Source organism: Zunongwangia sp. L-65 (assembly GCF_056859415.1).
This window is the reverse complement of sequence record NZ_JBSXOK010000078.1, coordinates 1-18822: the sequence shown is the minus strand read 5'-3', so window position 1 is coordinate 18822 and position 18822 is coordinate 1. Positions and strand designations below refer to the sequence as shown.

The following is an 18822-nucleotide window of genomic DNA, read 5'->3' as shown; positions in this document are numbered from 1 at the left end:
AGTTGGGAGCTATTGTGAAAGTTGCTTTACTTCCTCATAGCGAAAACACGAAACTTCGTGATCATTTACCATACCGGTAGCTTGCATATGCGCATAAACTACGGTCGATCCCACGAATTTGAATCCACGTTTTTTGAGGTCTTTACTTAGTTTATCACTAATTTCTGTAGTCGCCGGAGCTTCTTTGTAATTTTTTACTTTATTCTGTATTGGTGTATGATCTACAAAGCTCCAGATATACTGGTCAAAACTGCCAAATTCATCCTGAATTTTCATAAAAAGCTGCGCATTGGTAACCGCACTTCTCACTTTTAATTTATTCCTAATAATCCCCGGATCCTGGAGTAATTCCTGAATTTTATCTTCAGAATATTTCGCTACTTTTTTATAATCAAAATCATCAAATGCCTTTCTGAAGTTTTCGCGTTTTCGTAAAATGGTGATCCAGCTTAAGCCTGCCTGAAAAGTCTCCAGGATTAGAAACTCAAATAATTTTTGTTCGTCATGAACCGGTACGCCCCATTCTTCATCATGATAGGTTTCATATAATTCGTCGCCTAAACACCAGCCGCATCTATGTTTTTGAGTCATAATTTTAAGGTTTAAATTTATAGGTAATAGTTCCAGGTTGATTGTTTCTTCCCGATAGCTCACTAAAAACCGCTTCAGAAGCATAAAGCAGCGCATTTTCTACCAAGCATTTGTTATCAGTAGAAGAACTGGCTTCATTAAAAGATGTGGCTATAACACGGCCACTTTCGTTCACTTTGATATTGATGACTATTTTACCAGAAATACTACAGGTATAAATAGGATTAGGAATGTTTACGGCCGTTCTTCCCTTTAAATTAAAAGAAATAGAACTGTTCTTTAGGCTACCACGCTTAGTAGAGGTGGCAGTATTCGAATTATCACCATCAGATCGCTTTTGTGCTTTTGTGCCAGATTTTCCTGTGGCATAATCTCCAGAAGAAGTGCTTTCGCTGTTTTCTGAGGTTTCGGTTTTTGAAGCCGAATTTTTCTGGAAAATATCGTTCAACTTTTTATCGAAATTCGCTTCCCTGGCTTTATTATTTTGATCAAAAGCACGATGTGTTTGTGGTTTAGAATTTGTTTGCTCTGCTGTTTTTTCAGGTTCTTTTTGCTCTTCTTCTTGTTGTAAAGCCTGGGTGAAAGAATCCAGATCGACCAAAAATTCCTGGCTTTTCCTTGCGCTACTTCCCAAATGCCAGTTGTATAGCCCTAAAAACAATACTAAAAATACCAAAGTGGTTAAGAGTAAGGCTTTATGTTTTTCTATAAACTGCATGCGTTATAAACCGTGATCGTTATTTGTAATTTTGCATGGAAGTTAGCATTTTTTAAAGTTTATATTCCAATAGCTTAGTTAAGAGTTTTATTTAAATTGTATTTATGGTAAAACTTATTTAGCAGGTCTTGTGTAAATTAAACCATATTTTATAAAATTTTAAAATATAGTAGCGATATGCATTGGTAATTTAATATTTTGCGTATTATTTAACCAATTCATCAATCAATAAAATGAAAAAAATTTTACTCTTATTTTTTGTGTGTACTTCCTCGATTATTAATGCTCAGCAAGAGCAGGATTCAGATGAAACCAAGCAGGAATTAAAACTCAATTTAGCCATGTCTATTGCCGGTGTTCCAGAGCTTACTTATGAATACTTTTTGGAAGATAACAGTAGTGTTGGTGCTTCGATAGCAATAGGTTTAGACAACGCAGAGGATATGTCATTACGTTTTATTTTGAGTCCGTATTATCGTTTGTTTTTTGGTAAGAAAAAGAATGCCGGTTTTTTTATCGAAGCTAATTCGGCAATTGCAACTTACCGCGATATTTATAATCGCTATGAATATTATTATGATGACAATGGGGAGTATAGGGAAGACAGCATAAGTGTGTACGACAAAAAAACAACGAATTTTGGTTTAGGGGCGGCTGTAGGATTTAAATTACTAACCCGTAATAATTATATAGGCGAAATTTATGCCGGTGCCGGTAGGTTGTTTGGTGATAGTAACGATATTGAAGTTTACCCGCGTGTAGGAATTACTATAGGTAAGCGTTTTTAAGCACCTGAAACAGGTCTTGGTAATTGCTTTTCAAAATCATCAAGGCCTAAACTGTTTTCTATAGAAAAATCACCAATTTTTGTTCTTCTTAATGAAGAAAGGTGCGCACCGCTATTCAATTTTTTTCCGAAATCGTGGGCAAGACTTCTTATGTAAGTCCCTTTACTACAAACTACTTTAAAGTTAATATCTGGAAAGTCTGAAGCATCAGTTTCAAATTCTTTAATACTTATGGTTCTTGGTTTTATTTCAACCTCCTCTCCTTTACGGGCATATTCATAAAGTCGTTTTCCGTCTTTTTTTAATGCAGAAAATACCGGAGGCAATTGTTCAATATCGCCAATAAAACTTTTTGTAGTTTCTGCTATATTTTCTTCGGTAATGTGATCTATGGGGAACGTTTCGTCGATTTCGGTTTCCAGGTCGTAAGAAGCTGTGGTGGAACCAAGGCAAAAAGTACCGGTATATTCTTTAATTTGGCCCTGAAGTTCGGGTATTCTTTTAGTGAATTTCCCCGTGCAAATAATTAAAAGTCCTGTTGCTAAAGGATCCAAAGTTCCTGCATGGCCTACTTTAATCTTTTTAATATCACAGCTTTTGCGAATCATCCATCGTACTTTATTCACTAACTGAAAAGACGTCCAGTTTAAGGGCTTGTCAAAAAGTAAGATTTGCCCTGTTTTAAATTCTTCTGCAGTAATAATTGGATGATCCATATATTAAAATCTATTTAAAGCTTCAAACTTAAATACAAATTTAGGATCGTGGGTAATGATTTTAGTTTTTGTTGAAAATTTAAGTCGTTTCAGCTATAGGTTCAGAATAAATTAAGCAAAATACCCAAAGGCAATGGCAAAGATTCCTACGATAAAGCAGTAAATGGAGAAATAAGAAAGTTTACTTTTTCGTACTAAAGATATCATCCAGGTGCAGGCAACAAGGCCGGATAAAAATGCAGCCACAAAACCTATAATAAGATGAGAACCGCCAACCGATTCTTCAGTAATGTTACCATCTAATAGGTCTTTAGCGATTTTACCAAATATTAGCGGCACTACCATTAAAAATGAAAAACGTGCTGCTTTGGTTTTATCGTTGCCTAAAAGTACAGAAGTCGAAATGGTAGAACCGCTTCGTGAAATTCCCGGTAGCATAGCGATGGCTTGTGCAACACCAATTACAAAAGCGTTCATAAAAGATACTGGTTTACCAGTATCTTTTGCTTTATCTGCCAGCCATAGTAAAAGAGCGGTAATGATGAGCATAAAACCAACAAAAATTACGCTTCCGCCAAAAAGTTCTTCTAAATAATCTTCGAAGAAAACACCAATAAGGGCAGCCGGAATCATAGAGATAATAATCTTAGCTGAAAATTGAGTTTCTTCGTTCCATTTAAACTGAAAAAGACCTTTAAAAATATTAAATATATCTTTTCTAAAAACGACAATAGTACTTAAAGCCGTAGCAAAATGAAGTACAACGGTAAACATCATAGATTCTTCGGGAAGACTGCTATCTCCTAAGATAGCTTTTCCTAATTCTAAATGTCCGCTGGAAGAAACGGGTAAAAATTCAGTTAATCCCTGAATTATTCCCAGGATGATGGCGTCTAAAGTATCCAAATTCTATTTTTTGTTTGGGTTTACTAAAATCGCATAAACCTGAATGCCAAAACCAATTAAAACAATGGTTGGGGCAAGGCGAATGCGCTGAAAATTATAAACAGCTTCATTAAATTCATTAGGATCGTCGCTACCGCCACCTGCCATCAAAATAAATCCTAAAGCGATTACTGCCAGACCGATAAACATGAATTTGTAATTCTTTTTACCGAATACAAAATTTTTATCCTGTTGTTGGGGTTTGGTGTTATTGCTCATGTTATATGATTTTAGCTTTAATAGTAAAGCTCATCTGTTTTTAAATTTAGAAATCTGGTGGTAGCGAAAAATGTACTTAACCAGGTGATAATAATCCCGGTTAGAAAAACACCGCCAAACAAAGCTAATATAATCTTTTTATCGGCAAGCAGGTTTAGCTCGGCAAAACTATTGTTTAGATAGTAAATTACTGCTGCCATACCTATAAGGGCTACTATGGCACCAATCATTCCTAATTTTACACTATTCCAGATAAATGGACGGCGAATAAAGCCTTTAGTGGCGCCCACCATTTGCATTGTTTTTATAGTAAATCGCTTAGAGTAAACCGATAGCCTTATAGAGCTGTTTATTAGTAAAACCGCTATAAACGTAAATAAAGCGCTAACGATCAACACCCAAAAACTAATTTTCTTAAGATTGTTATTCAGTAATGAAATTAAAGGCTTATCATAAGAAACTTCGTCTACGGCACTATTTTCTGAAAGTTTGGCGGCAATTTCTTCTACTTTTTCTGAAGAAACAAAATCGGCATTCATATACACATCTATAGAGTTTTGGAGCGGATTATAATCCAGAAATTCCATAAAATCTTCACCAATGGCTTCTTTGGTTTGCTTTGCAGCTTCTTCCTTAGACACAAAAGTTACCGATCTTGTATACGAAGCAGTGTCTAAACTTTTGGTAAGATTCTGCATGGCCTCTTCTTTGGCATCATCATTAAAATAAACGGTGATTGCAATTTGTTCCTTAAAATGATCGGCTACTTTTTTGGTATTTAATACCAGTAAGCCCAACATTCCCAGTAGAAACAGTACCAGTGCGATACTTAGCACTACAGAGAAGTACGATGAAATTAAACGTCGCTTTTGATATCGTTCAAAAGATGTGCTCATAAACAGCTACCAATTTTTTGTAAAAATAATAAAGTAAACGGTTTCAAGACTTTCTTAACGTCCAAACTTTATTAATTATTCTGAAAAGCGTAAATTTGAGGTATAATCAATCAATTTTTGTGAAAATGCTATTAAAATATCCAATCTTAATAGCTAAATAAAGCTGAAAAAGAAAAATGATAAAAATTCTAGTTTACGGAACCGGCGGGGTAGGTGGTTACTTTGGCGGTAGGCTTGCGCAGGCAGGTCACGACGTTACCTTTATGGCCAGAAATGAAAGTTTAAAAGCCATAAAGGAAAACGGATTAATAGTTAAAAGTGTAAATGGTGATTTTACAGTAAATCCTGCAAAAGCAACCGATGATATTAGTGAAATTGAATCGCCAGATTTGGTGATTTTTGGCTTAAAATCCTGGCAAATAAAAGATGCCGCAAAACATCTAAAATCGATAATTACTGTAGAAACTATGGTGTTGCCACTGCAAAATGGCGCCGATAATATGGAAAAGCTTCAGGAAGTATTGCCTAAAAAGAATGTTTTAGCTGGTTTTTGCCGAATTTACAGTAAAAAGGAAGCTCCGGGAGTGATTAATCACTTCCAATTTGATCCTGAAATCATTTTTGGGGAACTAGATAACGAAAAATCTGAGCGTGTTTTAAAATTGAAGGAAATTTTCAACAATTCTGGCTTTAAAGGAATTGTTCCAGATGATATTCATAAAGCGATTTGGAAGAAATTCAGTTTTATTGCCACCGTTAGCGGTTTGGGAGGTTTAACCCGAGTAAGTATTGGCAAAATGTGGCAGGACGATTATTTGCAGGGTATTTTAAAGAAAACCGGACTCGAAATTCAGGCGATAGCGCAGGCAAAAGGAGTAGATTTTAATGATGAAGATGTAGCGCAGTTATTTCAGTTTATCGGTAACCAGGGAATGACGGCTACTGCTTCTACACAGCGGGATATTATGGAGGGGCGACCTTCAGAATTAGAAAATTTCAACGGCTATATTGTAGAACAAGGCAAGAAATTAGGAATCGAAACTCCGGTGAACGAATTTATTTATCGCGCATTGTTACCGATGGAAAAGGAAGCGAGAAGGAGTTAGGTCGCTTTGCTTTTAGAGGTTAGAATTCAGAATTGGAATGAGGAGTCAAGAATCAGGAAACAAGAGTGGTGATGTTGAATTTTGAATTGATTATGAACTATCGAATGTTGTTTATGATCTGCCGCGGTCAGTTGGAGTGAATGGCTTATTTTTCAGGTAATTGTGTGCTGTTATTTCGACCCTGCCTCGCCGGCAGGCAGGTGAAGCGTAGCGAAATGGAGAAATCTAAAAGCTGATAGTTAAGCGCTGACAGCGAATCAAACGGCAACCTATTTCCATTCTTAATTGCTCCCAACTGGTTTAAAATTGTAAATTTGCAGCGATTGTTAACAATTGATAATTACGGAATTCAGGAAATTACCTTAAGAAAAGCCCATAAAACTTTTATTAGAAGATTTTTTTATTGCGAGGCTGGTCTTAAGTATTTAATCTCGATTATCGAGTTCCGATTAAAATAAAGTCCGTTTAGGACGTTCAGAAATAGAAAGAAAATGAACTACAACTTCAACGACATTGAAGCCAACTGGCAAAAGTATTGGGCAGAAAACCAGACTTTTAAAGCATTAAACTCCTCAGGGAAACCAAAGTATTATGTGCTGGATATGTTTCCTTATCCATCGGGCGCCGGTTTACATGTGGGGCATCCGCTAGGTTATATTGCCAGTGATATTTATGCACGCTATAAACGCCATAAAGGTTTTAATGTATTACATCCACAAGGTTACGATAGTTTTGGACTGCCGGCTGAGCAATATGCCATTCAAACCGGGCAACATCCTGCAATTACGACTAAGGAGAATATTGCAAGATATCGTGAGCAATTAGATAAAATTGGGTTTAGTTTCGATTGGAGTAGAGAAGTGCGTACCAGTAATCCCGAGTATTACAAATGGACGCAATGGATTTTTAGTGAGTTATTTGAATCCTGGTACGATTTAGAAGCTAATAAATCAAGAGCGATTTCTGAACTTGAAGCAATTTTTGCTTCCGAAGGGAATACACGGGTAAAAGCTGCTTGTGATGATGCTATCGAAGATTTTTCATCAGAGGAGTGGAATAAGTTTTCTTCTGAAGAAAAACAACGAGTTTTACTAAAGTACCGATTAACTTACTTAGCTGAAACCGAAGTAAACTGGTGTCCACAATTGGGAACGGTGTTGGCCAACGATGAGATTGTAAACGGCGTTTCAGAACGTGGCGGTTATCCGGTAATCCGTAAGAAAATGACCCAGTGGAGCATGCGAATTTCTGCTTTTGCAGAGCGTTTGCTTAAGGGCTTGGAAGAGCTGGACTGGACTGACAGTTTAAAGGAAAGTCAGCGTAACTGGATCGGGAAATCGGTTGGAGCTATAGTAGAGTTCCCCATCCTATCCTTCCCCAAAGGGGAAGAGAAAGCAAAACACGGTTATATGACGGGAGGCAATAACTCCCATCTTCTAATTGAAAAGGCAAAAGAAAATAGAAACAATCCAACCGAAGCAGAAGCTGCGCTATGGTCTCAACTTAGGAATAAGCAACTGGACGGCTATAAATTTAGGCAACAGCACTTAATAGGTGATTTTATTGTAGATTTTGTTTGTCTTTCAAAGAAATTAGTGATTGAGGTCGATGGCGGAATTCATAAGGAGACTAAAGAATATGATGAAGAGCGAACAAAAATTCTTGCAGACAGAGGTTTCGAAGTTTTAAGATTTAAAAATGAGGAAGTTTTAGGTGATATTGATGTTATTCTTGAACAAGTCAGTAATAATTTAGCACAATTAAAGGATTATTCAGATCAGGAAAACGAAAGCAATATTCCCCCTTCGGGGGCTAGGGGGATTAAGGTGTTCACCACTAGACCAGATACGATTTTTGGAGTGACGTTTATGACGCTTGCACCAGAACATGAGTTAGTAAAAGAAATAACTACTGATGCGCAGCGTGAAGAAGTAGAGGCTTATATTGAAGCGACTGCAAAACGGAGTGAGCGTGAGCGAATGGCCGATGTAAAAACGATTTCCGGAGCTTTTACCGGTGCGTACGCAGAGCATCCGTTTACTAAAGAACCAGTGCCAATTTGGATCGGTGATTATGTGTTGGCAGGTTACGGAACGGGAGCAGTAATGGCAGTGCCATGCGGAGATCAACGGGATTATGATTTTGCAAAGCATTTTGAAATCCCTATAAAAGATATTTTTGAAAATGCCGATATTTCTGAAGAGGCCCATAGTGGTAAAGAAGGAACGGTAATCGCTAATTCTGATTTTTTAAGTGGATTAGAATACAAAGAAGCGCTACAAAAAGCCATTCTTAAGTTAGAAGAAATAGGTGCAGGCTACGGTAAAACCAATTATCGTTTAAGAGATGCCGTATTTTCTCGTCAGCGGTATTGGGGGGAACCATTCCCGGTATACTATGTAAATGGCTTACCCCAAATCATCGATGTAGCGCATTTGCCATTGCATTTACCTGAAGTTGAAAAATATTTGCCAACCGAAACCGGTGAACCGCCATTAGGGAATGCGATCAATTGGGCCTGGGATACTGCAGCCAATAAAGTGGTGAGTAATGATAAGATTGATGATGAAACGATATTTCCTTTAGAGCTGAATACCATGCCGGGTTGGGCGGGTAGTAGCTGGTATTTGTTCCGTTATATGGATGCCGGAAACGATGAGGTTTTTGCCTCTGAAGCGGCATTAGATTATTGGGAAAATGTAGATCTATACATCGGTGGAAGCGAGCATGCCACCGGGCATTTATTATATTCCAGATTCTGGACCAAATTCTTAAAAGATCGCGGATATCTAAAGGTAGAAGAGCCTTTTAAAAAGCTGATCAACCAGGGAATGATTTTAGGAACAAGTGCTTTTGTGTATCGCCTTGAAGGAGAAAACAAATTTGTTTCTAAAAATCTTAGTGAAGGAAAATCGGTACAGGCTATTCACGCTCCGGTAGAATATGTAAATGCTTCTGATGAATTAGATGTTGAAGCTTTTAAAAACTGGAGGCCGGAATTTAAGGAAGCGGAATTTCTTACTGAAGAAAGCGGAGCTTATATTGTAGGTCGTGAGGTTGAAAAAATGTCGAAGTCCAAATACAATGTAGTGAATCCAGATGATATTTGTGAAGATTACGGCGCAGATACATTACGCATGTACGAAATGTTTCTTGGGCCTATCGATCAGGCAAAACCCTGGAATACCGCCGGAATTACCGGGGTACATAATTTTTTGAAGAAACTTTGGAAGTTATATTTCAAAAACGATCAATTTGAGGTTTCCGAGGAAAAAGCTTCGGCAGATTCTTTAAAAACACTGCATAAAACCATTAAAAAAGTAACCGAAGATATCGAGAATTTCAGTTTTAACACCTCGGTTTCTACGTTTATGATTTGTGTAAACGAATTGAACGCGCAAAAATGTAATAGTCGCGAAGTTCTAGAACCTTTAGCAGTTTTAATAGCGCCGTATGCTCCACATATTGCTGAAGAATTATGGAGTAAGCTTGGACATTCCGAATCCATTTCAACCGCTACCTATCCAGAGTTTGAAGAGAAATTTTTAGTAGAAAGCACTAAAAATTATCCCATTTCATTTAACGGTAAAATGCGTTTTACGATGGAGTTACCAATGGATATGAGTAAAGATGACATTGAAAAAACGGTAATGGCAGACGAGCGTACGCAAAAACAATTAAACGGTAGAACACCTAAAAAAGTGATTGTGGTACCAGGTAAGATTGTAAATATTGTAGGGTAGTTTTAGCTAAAGTGCTTATCAATTAATACATACAAACCTCACAGGTTATCCCGTATGGCTATCGGGACTGTGAGGTTTTTTATTTATCCGTCTCATTTAAAAGTTTGACATTCTAATCTATAGCTCTTTAGAGGCGTTCTTATTGATATGAAGTTAAATTTTAGGAGATTTCTCGACTCGTACCTCGCTCGGAATGACCAATCGTTTTCTCGAATAATTGAGTTGAAAAAATATAGAATTTGTATTAGAAAGCTGAGTGATGAGCAATAATTAGTAAATAGTAGTCATTTCGAGCGCAACGAAGTGAAGTCGAGAAATCTAAATATAATTATTGTTTTTCCATAGCAGGAAGGTTGCAAAACTCAAGATTTTAAGTCACGATTCTTTATTCATTTTTGTTTCCAAATCAGCACATTTAAGCATTATTAAATTATCACATTCCCAAATAGTCTATGTTCTAACTTCTTAGAGCGAGGCGATTTAAAATCTAACATCTAAGCACTTCTCGATACAATTTCTCGTGCCTCGAAATCACTCGAAGTGACAATAAATTTTTAAAAAGGAACTTCAAAATATAACATTCGGCATTCAAAATATTCCTCTGGTCTTCTTTGCGATTTTTCTCTTGATAATAAAGACTAATTAGTCTATTATCAAATTACCGCATCTTCAAATTTTCTAGTCTGTATTCTAAAATTTAGCAGCGAAGCATTCTGGTCTCAGTATACTGTTTACAGCGTTCAGCCATTCAATCAAAAAGGATTCAAGGTTTTATATTTAAAATATTTAATCTTGATTCCTGATTCTTAACTCTTGAATCTCTTTTCTATACTCCAAAAGCGCAGCGGTCTAAACTCTAATCTAAATACAGGTCAATAAGTCCTTCAGGAGTAATAAGATGGATGGTTTTGTTGGGCTTGTCGATTTCTTCGATAAATTCATCATTCATGGGAATAAGAATCTCTTTATCATCTTTCTTGATTTCGAACAATGCCTGGGCTGTGCTATCGTTTATTGAGGTGATTTCTCCAATATCGCCATGAGTCGCATCCATCACTTTAAAGCCAATAATTTCGTGGTAATAAAACTGGTCGTCATCCAGTTCAGGGAGTAGGGTAAGTGGAAGATAAAGCTCACAACCAATCATATCTTCTGCATCATCTTCAGAGTCGATATCTTCAATTTTTGCACGGAGTAAGGTGCTTTTGTGCAGGGAGGTTTTTTCAAAGAAAAATGGAACCAGATTGTTGTTATATTCAACAAAAACTGATTCCATTTCTGTGTACAATTCAGGTTCGTCTGTATCTAATTTGATCAGCACTTCCCCCTTAAAGCTAAACTTGCTAACGATTTTACCTAAGTAGAAACATTCTTCTTTAGTCATCGCCAGCTATGAAATTAACCTTGTTTTTCTTCAGTTTTAGCTTCTTCTGCAGTTGCTTCGTCTACTTCTTTTTCAACATTAGCTTCTGGCTCGCCTTCTTCAGTAACAGCAGCAGCTTCTGCAGCGGCAGCTTCACGTTTAGCGTTTACTTCTTTCTCTGCAGCTAAAGCTTTATCTTTTGCTTCTTGCTCTGCTTTAGAAAGGTTTTCTTTTTTGTCGTTGATCTTGCCTTCTTTTTCCTCTAGCCAAGCCTGGAATTTCTTCTCAGCTTCTTCTTCGGTTAAAGCGCCTTTTCTAACTCCAACGGCAAGGTGTTTCTTTAATAAAGCACCTTTGTAAGAAAGAATAGCACGAGCTGTATCTGTTGGCTGTGCACCATTCTGTAACCATTTTACGGCTCCATCTACATCTAACTCTATAGTAGCAGGGTTAGTGTTTGGATTGTAGATTCCTAATTTATCTAGGAATTTACCATCTCTTTTAGCACGCGCATCTGCGGCTACGATCCAATAAAAAGGTTTTCCTTTTTTACCGTGTCTTTGTAATCTGATTTTTACAGGCATAAAAATTAATTTATGGGGTTCCCGACCCCTATTATTAATAAGGCTGCAAAGATACTACATTTTTCTAATTTACAAGAGGTTGGCTAAAAAATATTATGGTAGAGTAAAAACTGAGATTTTTATTTATGAGATACTAAAAAATTGGGAATAAAATTTGGGAATAAATATAGATGCAATTTAGACTATAAGTTAAAAGCAGTTAATTAGTGCTAAACCCTGTTAAATAGGTTGTTGCAGCCATAAATGCATCGTAATTTTATACTGGTTATGAAAGAAAAAGAAAATGTTATGAAATATTCAGAAGAGGTTGCAGAGAAGCTAAATGAGCTGTTAGAAAAAAACTATGATGCAGAGAAGGGATATAAATTTGCAGCAGAGCATATAAAAAGTGAGAACCTGAAAGCTTTTTTTTCTGAGCGAGCCAAGGAACGATATGATTTTGGACATGAGCTAAAAGCTGAAATTCGAAATTTTGGTGAAAATCCTGATAAAGGCAGTAGCCTTGCAGCAGATGCCCATCGTACATGGATGAATCTGAAAACCACCTTGTCTGGCAATAAAGAAGAAGCAGTTTTAGAAGAAGCGGTAAGAGGCGAAAAAATTGCTGTAGAAGAGTATGAAAAGATTCTAAAGGATACCAGCATTCCGCCTTCTACTCAAAATGTACTGTTAAAACAGAAAAATGCGATTGTAGCTTCTTTAAATGAAGTGAAATCTTTAGAGCATCAATACGACTAATTAAAAAATTGCCTGAAAAAGAAAATAGATTAAGATGCGGATAGATGTTTGATTGAAGTAGTAGTAGTTTTAATGTTCGTATCACAAGCCTCACGGAAAAGGAGTTTAGCTTCAATTACCGTGAGGTTTTTTATCCTGTTAAGAAATAGGTGTAGGTTATAATGGAATGGTTAGAATAAGCTTAATAGTCATGTCACGCAACTTAAGAAAGTTCAGTATATTTAATAAAATACATTATTGACTTTTTATTAGGAAAGAAAATTTACAATAGCGCAGATGTTTTTTTAAAACACTTTATGTATTAAATAGGCCCTCTAAATACGTATTTAGAGGGCCTATTTAATAAGATTAAAAAATCTTATTAATTGTAACAGTCATAAAGGTTATCACCGTAAATATCCCATTTTGGATCATTAGGATTTTGATAATATTGTTCTTTAGTTGGGAAATAACCTCCCTCTATTGTCTTTAATTCACTTTTAGATAATGCTTGTCCGATTTTTAAGTCTTTAATACTCATGATATAAATTTAAATAGGTTATGCTTAAACTTATAAATTACTTAAGCAATTGCAGTTCATTAAATGTTAATTAACCTTTAGGGCTTTGGTTTTATACTATAGTATATTTCTATTTTCTTTGAATGTTAGTCTTCTCAGACGAACTGCAAGGCTACGGTGTGAACTGCAAAATCAATGGTTAATAACTGATTAAAATTAGACTTTTTCTCAGCTTAAATTATGCTTAGTTTTGCAAGATAAGATGTTGCTGAACTGCCCTTTTTCTTCATTGCAGGGTACTAAACTAAAAGCTGATGTATTTAATTTTTGATACCGAAACCACCGGATTGCCAAAGCGTTGGGATGCGCCTTTAACCGATTCTGATAACTGGCCACGATGTATACAGATCGCATGGCAGTTACATGATGAGATGGGGAATCTTATAGAGCATCAGGATTACCTGGTAAGACCGGAAGGTTTTGATATTCCTTATGATGCTGAGCGTGTACACGGAATTTCAACCGACCTGGCCCGGGAAGAAGGGATTTCACTGGAAGAAATGCTAGAGAAGTTCAACGAAGCTTTGGGGAAAACCAAATTTATCGTTGGGCAAAATCTTGGTTTTGATGTGAATATTATGGGAGCCGAGCTGCATCGTGCCGGGATGGATAGCCAATTACTGGAACTTCCCGTTTTGGATACCTGTACAGAAACAACGGCAGAGATGTGTAGAATTCCCGGTGGTCGTGGGGGAAAATTTAAACTGCCCACGCTTACCGAGTTACACGAATATCTTTTTGATGAGCCTTTTGGCGAAGCACACAATGCAACGGCCGATGTTGAGGCTACAACACGCTGCTTTCTGGAACTGGTTAGAAAAAGATCCTATTCTGCAGAGGAATTAAAAACCGCTCCCGGTTATTTTGAAGATTATATTGAAGCTAATCCAGAGCCGTTTCAGCCCATTGGTTTAAAACATATAAATCTAAAGAAAGCTTCTGAAGCAATTCGAAAAAGGTTGGAGAAATTACAACCAACCGATGAGATCACTACAGAAGAGATTGAGGAAAACCTTGAAAAATTAGATGAGGTTCCTTTTGCTCATCTTCATAATCATTCGCAATTCTCGGTATTACAGTCCACCATAAGTATTGCCGATCTTGTAAATGCCGCAGGCGAGCAAAATATGCCGGCAGTAGCGCTTACCGATCATGCCAATATGATGGGGGCCTTTCATTTTGTAAAAGAAGTTGGTGCCTATAATAAGAATGTTCAGGCTAAAAATGAAGAAGCCGAAGCAAACGGCGAGCCGGCACAGGCCAAAGAATTAAAAGCAATTATTGGTTGTGAGTTTTTTGTTTGCGAAAATCACACCGATAAATCCAGAAAAGACAACGGTTACCAGGTGGTGATGTTGGCCAAAAACAAAAAAGGCTATCACAATCTGGCCAAAATGTCGTCAAAAGCCTATACCGATGGATTCTATTATGTGCCCAGAATCGATAAAGAGGTTGTAAAGCAGTATAAAGAAGATGTGATTGTACTTACCGGTAACCTGTATGGGGAAGTGCCCAGTAAGATTTTAAATGTTGGTGAAAAGCAAGCTGAAGAAGCCTTGCTATGGTGGAAAGAAGAGTTTGGCGATGATCTGTATATCGAGATCATGCGCCATAATCAGGAAGACGAAAATCGCGTAAACCAGGTATTGATTGAGTTTTCCAAAAAACATGATATAAAATTAATCGCCACCAATAATACCTATTACTGGAAAAAAGACGATGCCAATGCGCACGATATTTTATTGTGTGTAAAAGATGGTGAAAAGCAGGCAACCCCAATTGGTCGTGGTAGGGGCTATCGTTATGGCCTACCAAACCAGGAATATTATTTTAAGACGGCAGAAGAGATGAAAAATCTCTTTAAAGATCTGCCTGATGCGATATCGAATATTAAAGAAATTGTAGATAAAATCGAGCCTTTTGAATTGGCTCGTGATGTACTGCTTCCCGCGTTTACCATTCCTGAAGAATTTTTAGTCGAAGAAGATAAAGTTGATGGTGGTAAGCGAGGCGAAAATGCCTATTTAAAACATATTACTTTTAGAGGGGCTGAAGATCGCTATGGCGAGATCACTCCAGATATTAAAGAACGACTTGATTTTGAGCTTTCCGTAATCGAAAATACCGGATATCCGGGTTATTTCTTAATTGTTGAAGATTTTATTCGGGAAGCCAGGAATTTGGATGTTTCGGTGGGGCCGGGAAGGGGTTCTGCTGCCGGCAGTGCAGTAGCCTATTGTTTAGGAATTACCAATATAGACCCTATTAAGTACGATTTGCTTTTTGAGCGTTTCTTAAATCCGGATCGTGTGAGTATGCCCGATATTGATATCGATTTTGATGATGAAGGGCGTAGCCGGGTTATGGATTATGTAATTGGTAAATATGGCGCCAATCAGGTGGCGCAGATTATCACTTATGGCACCATGGCCGCAAAATCTTCGATTCGGGATACCGCCAGGGTTTTGGATTTGCCGCTTAGTGATGCCGATAGGATTGCCAAGCTGATTCCTAATACCAAGTTAGGGAAGATCTTCGGGATGGATGAAAAGGCCCTAAAGGCGAAATTCCGAAGTGAAGAAGTAGATAGTATCAACGAACTTTTAAATATTGCCGAAGGGGATGATCTTGAAGCACAAACCGTAAACCAGGCCCGTGTTTTAGAAGGATCGGTAAGAAATACCGGGATTCATGCCTGTGGGGTAATTATTACGCCCAGTGATATTACCAATTATGTGCCGGTTTCGGTAGCAAAGGATTCCGATTTATATGTAACGCAGTTTGATAACTCGGTTGTAGAAAGTGCCGGACTGCTAAAAATGGACTTTCTGGGGTTAAAAACATTAACCCTGATCAAGGATACCATCAAAATCGTTAAAGGCAGACACAATATTGACCTTGTTCCTGATGAGTTTCCGCTGGATGATGAAGAGACCTATAAACTTTTCCAACGTGGGGAAACGGTAGGGATATTTCAGTATGAATCTCCCGGAATGCAGAAACACATGCAGGCCTTAAAACCAACGGTTTTTGACGATTTAATTGCGATGAACGCGTTGTATCGTCCCGGACCGATGGAGTATATTCCAAGCTTTATTGCCAGAAAGCATGGGGACGAGGAGATTAGCTATGACCTTCCGGATATGGAAGAATATCTAAAAGAGACGTACGGAATTACGGTCTATCAGGAGCAGGTGATGTTACTCTCGCAAAAACTGGCTGGGTTTACCAAAGGTGAAGCCGATATGCTTCGTAAAGCGATGGGTAAAAAATTAGTAGCCCTTTTAGCGCAATTAAAACCGAAATTTATTGGAGGTGGGGAAGCTAAAGGACATCCTACTGAAGTTTTAGAGAAAATCTGGAAAGACTGGGAAGCTTTTGCTTCGTATGCATTTAACAAGTCGCATTCTACCTGTTATGCCTGGATTGCTTACCAAACCGCTTATTTAAAGGCACATTATCCTGCGGAATATATGGCGGCAGTATTATCCAATAATATGAATGATATTAAGCAGGTGACCTTCTTTATGGAAGAGTGTAAGCGAATGAAGCTTAATGTACTTGGTCCAGATGTAAATGAATCTTACTATAAATTCTCGGTAAATAAAGATTATGCGGTTCGGTTTGGAATGGGAGCGATTAAAGGGGTTGGTGCCGGTGCGGTAGCCACGATCGTAGAAAACCGAAAAGGGGAAGCCGGGCCATACCGTTCGATATTCGATATGGCTAAGCGTATCGATTTAAGAGCTGCGAATAAAAAAGCTTTTGAGAACCTTGCCCTGGCAGGAGGTTTTGATTGTTTTAAAGAAACCCACCGGGCGCAATATTTTCATGATGAAGGAGATGGTATGAGCTTCCTGGAGAAAGTGGTGAAATTTGCAGCTAAATTTCAGGAAAATGAGAATTCATCTCAGGTTAGTTTATTTGGTGAAGCCAGCGAAGTTCAAATTCCGGAGCCCAGTGTGCCACCCTGCGAAGAATGGGGAACGATGGAGAAATTACGACGGGAGAAAGAAGTGGTAGGGATTTATATTTCCGGGCACCCGCTAGATGATTTTAAGAAAGAAATCCAGTATTTCTGTAACGGTAGTTTATCAGATTTTAGAGCGCTTGAAAAAGTGGTAAATCGTGAGATCTCTTTTGGTGGGGTTATTAGTGATGTGCAACACAGGATGTCTAAAATGGGAAAAGGCTGGGCGATGTTTACGGTAGAAGATTATAACGAATCTTACGAATTTAGAATGTTTGGGGAAGAGTATCTTAAAAACCGGCATTTTTTAGTGCCTAATTCATTCGTGCATATTAAAGCTTTTATCAAAGAAGGCTGGACCAATAAAGATACGGGCAAAAAAGGAGAACCCAGGATTCAGTTTAATAGTTTCCAGTTGTTGCATGATATCATGGATACTTATGCCAAAAAACTTACGATTCAATTAGATATCAACGAACTCAAGGACGAGAAAATCGAGGTTTTAAAAAATATTTTTAGAAGTTATCGCGGGGATCATAAACTGAACTTTGTGGTATATGAAATGAAAGAGCAGTTAAAGCTACATATGCCCAGCAAGCGCCAAAAAGTAAAAATTTGTCCGGAATTACTGGAAAACCTGGAAGCGCAGCAGGTGGTTTATAAGTTAAATTAATGCAAGCCTGTAACAATCGGGCAGGGATTGCAGCAAGCTACCGTGTAGCGCGAAAAGCCCGGTCATTCCCGAAGATGTAATCGAAGGGAAAGAGCCCGCCAGATAATTATTGACAATCAGCGTATAACGAAATCCAATATTGGGGATGTAAGGTTTCCGAAAATAAATGACTACTTTTACGTATTGATTTTAAATTACTAGAAAAATAACGATTATGGCTATTGAAATAACAGACGCAAACTTTGAAGAAACAGTTTTAAAAAGTGATAAACCGGTAATGGTAGATTTTTGGGCAGCATGGTGCGGGCCTTGTAGAATGGTAGGACCGGTAATCGAAGAGCTTAGCGGTGAGTATGAAGGAAAAGCAGTGGTAGGAAAACTTGATGTAGATGCCAACCAGGAATTTGCTGCTAAATACGGAGTTAGAAATATCCCTACCGTACTTATTTTCCAAAACGGAGAAGTAGTAGGACGTCAGGTAGGTGTTGCTCCTAAAAACACATATGCTGATGCTTTAAACGAGCTTTTATAATCAAAACAAATTTTGAATAATACGGAACCCGGCTTTTGCCGGGTTTTTTGTTTTTTGAATTTAGGCTAGTATCGAGATCACTTGGCCGTTAGAAGATAGAGTAGAGGATCAGGAATCAAGAGCCATGAGAAAATGTTGAATTTTTAATGTTGAATGTTGAATGACTTTATACTGTATAATGTACTAAAGAAAGCTTCTCGATAGAACATCTTTTGAACCTTGAAGTATTTAGCGACGGATGAGTGATTGCAACGAAGGAACAATCGTATCGAAGCCATAGTGGTAAACTGGAGAAACCTTTTATTTGGTTGAGATTTCTCGGCTTCATTCCATTGCGCTCGAAATGACAGCGGAATTGAAGCAGAACTATTAATTTTTAATGTTGAATGTTGAATTTTTTGCGCTAAAAGCTTTTATGACTAAGACTGAAATAAGTTGCCCTTTTTCTTAAACTTTTAAACAATGGAAAAAGGTAAACAACGCCAGGTTTTTAGTGTTGAGCTAAAACTTGATTTAGTGAAAAAAATCGAACAGGGTGATCTCCGGGTTTTGGATGTCACCAATGTGTACGGAGTGAGTCGTACCGCCGTTTATAAATGGCTCAGAAAATATTCCGATCTTTACCGCAGCGAAACCAGGGTTATAGTGGAACAAAAAAGTATGAGCAAAAAGAACAAAGAA

General features: G+C 37.6%; 16 protein-coding genes. 7 read left to right on the top strand and 9 right to left on the bottom strand.

Annotated elements, in window-relative coordinates:
* Positions 1 to 9 precede the first annotated feature (9 nt).
* A complete protein-coding gene (locus AC13DP_RS18610; protein WP_483068264.1) occupies positions 10 to 591 on the bottom strand; it encodes a DNA-3-methyladenine glycosylase I in 582 nt (193 codons plus the stop codon).
* A 4-nt stretch (positions 592 to 595) separates the two neighbouring features.
* Positions 596 to 1309: a hypothetical protein gene (locus AC13DP_RS18605; RefSeq protein ID WP_483068263.1), complete on the bottom strand. Its 714-nt coding sequence runs from the start codon at positions 1307 to 1309 to the stop codon at positions 596 to 598.
* Positions 1310 to 1542: 233 nt separating this feature from the next.
* On the opposite strand from AC13DP_RS18605, the gene AC13DP_RS18600 reads away from it, so the two are divergent.
* Entirely contained in the window at positions 1543 to 2097 is a 555-nt protein-coding gene (locus tag AC13DP_RS18600) for a DUF3575 domain-containing protein (RefSeq protein ID WP_228249218.1), read from the top strand.
* Here AC13DP_RS18600 and truB read toward each other — a convergent pair.
* From truB to AC13DP_RS18580, 4 genes are all read right to left on the bottom strand, one after another.
* Complete coding sequence (gene truB, locus AC13DP_RS18595) at positions 2094 to 2813, bottom strand: tRNA pseudouridine(55) synthase TruB (protein WP_483068262.1); 720 nt, start codon at positions 2811 to 2813, stop codon at positions 2094 to 2096. The genes AC13DP_RS18600 and truB overlap by 4 nt on opposite strands.
* 111 nt (positions 2814 to 2924) lie before the next feature.
* Positions 2925 to 3719, bottom strand: a complete 795-nt coding sequence (locus tag AC13DP_RS18590; RefSeq protein ID WP_339813255.1) for an undecaprenyl-diphosphate phosphatase — start codon at positions 3717 to 3719, stop codon at positions 2925 to 2927.
* Positions 3720 to 3722: 3 nt separating this feature from the next.
* On the bottom strand, positions 3723 to 3977 hold the full coding sequence (locus AC13DP_RS18585) for a DUF3098 domain-containing protein (RefSeq protein WP_228249220.1): 255 nt from the start codon (positions 3975 to 3977) through the stop codon (positions 3723 to 3725).
* Positions 3978 to 3994: 17 nt separating this feature from the next.
* Positions 3995 to 4873, bottom strand: a complete 879-nt coding sequence (locus tag AC13DP_RS18580; RefSeq protein WP_041579308.1) for a cell division protein FtsX — start codon at positions 4871 to 4873, stop codon at positions 3995 to 3997.
* Between the two features lie 176 nt (positions 4874 to 5049).
* Between AC13DP_RS18580 and AC13DP_RS18575 the strand changes: the two genes are divergently transcribed.
* A complete protein-coding gene (locus tag AC13DP_RS18575; RefSeq protein ID WP_347407848.1) occupies positions 5050 to 5979 on the top strand; it encodes a ketopantoate reductase family protein in 930 nt (309 codons plus the stop codon).
* Between the two features lie 491 nt (positions 5980 to 6470).
* Positions 6471 to 9722 carry a leucine--tRNA ligase gene (gene leuS / locus AC13DP_RS18570; RefSeq protein WP_347407849.1) on the top strand — a complete coding sequence of 1084 codons (3252 nt, stop codon included), beginning with the start codon at positions 6471 to 6473 and terminating at the stop codon, positions 9720 to 9722.
* An 856-nt stretch (positions 9723 to 10578) separates the two neighbouring features.
* Here the strand turns inward: leuS and rimM are convergent.
* Together rimM and AC13DP_RS18560 are read right to left on the bottom strand one after the other, a co-directional pair.
* Positions 10579 to 11106: a ribosome maturation factor RimM gene (rimM, locus tag AC13DP_RS18565; RefSeq protein ID WP_347407850.1), complete on the bottom strand. Its 528-nt coding sequence runs from the start codon at positions 11104 to 11106 to the stop codon at positions 10579 to 10581.
* Positions 11107 to 11120: 14 nt separating this feature from the next.
* Positions 11121 to 11669, bottom strand: coding sequence for a 30S ribosomal protein S16 (locus tag AC13DP_RS18560; protein WP_013073796.1), 549 nt, complete (start codon positions 11667 to 11669; stop codon positions 11121 to 11123).
* A gap of 288 nt (positions 11670 to 11957) precedes the next feature.
* Here AC13DP_RS18560 and AC13DP_RS18555 point away from each other — a divergent pair, with 288 nt between their 5' ends.
* Complete coding sequence (locus AC13DP_RS18555) at positions 11958 to 12407, top strand: ferritin-like domain-containing protein (RefSeq protein WP_228249225.1); 450 nt, start codon at positions 11958 to 11960, stop codon at positions 12405 to 12407.
* Between the two features lie 361 nt (positions 12408 to 12768).
* On the opposite strand, the gene AC13DP_RS18550 is transcribed toward AC13DP_RS18555, so the two are convergent.
* The gene (locus AC13DP_RS18550) at positions 12769 to 12927 is read right to left on the bottom strand and encodes a hypothetical protein (RefSeq protein ID WP_347407851.1); all 159 of its coding nucleotides are present in this window, start codon (positions 12925 to 12927) and stop codon (positions 12769 to 12771) included.
* 293 nt (positions 12928 to 13220) lie between these two features.
* On the opposite strand from AC13DP_RS18550, the gene dnaE reads away from it, so the two are divergent.
* The 3 genes from dnaE to AC13DP_RS18535 all read left to right on the top strand — a co-directional run.
* Positions 13221 to 17609 carry a DNA polymerase III subunit alpha gene (gene dnaE / locus AC13DP_RS18545; RefSeq protein ID WP_347407852.1) on the top strand — a complete coding sequence of 1463 codons (4389 nt, stop codon included), beginning with the start codon at positions 13221 to 13223 and terminating at the stop codon, positions 17607 to 17609.
* A 214-nt stretch (positions 17610 to 17823) separates the two neighbouring features.
* Positions 17824 to 18141: a thioredoxin gene (gene trxA, locus AC13DP_RS18540; RefSeq protein WP_013073791.1), complete on the top strand. Its 318-nt coding sequence runs from the start codon at positions 17824 to 17826 to the stop codon at positions 18139 to 18141.
* A 462-nt stretch (positions 18142 to 18603) separates the two neighbouring features.
* Positions 18604 to 18822, top strand: a 219-nt coding sequence (locus AC13DP_RS18535) for a transposase (protein WP_483068261.1), incomplete at its 3' end; no start/stop codon positions are given.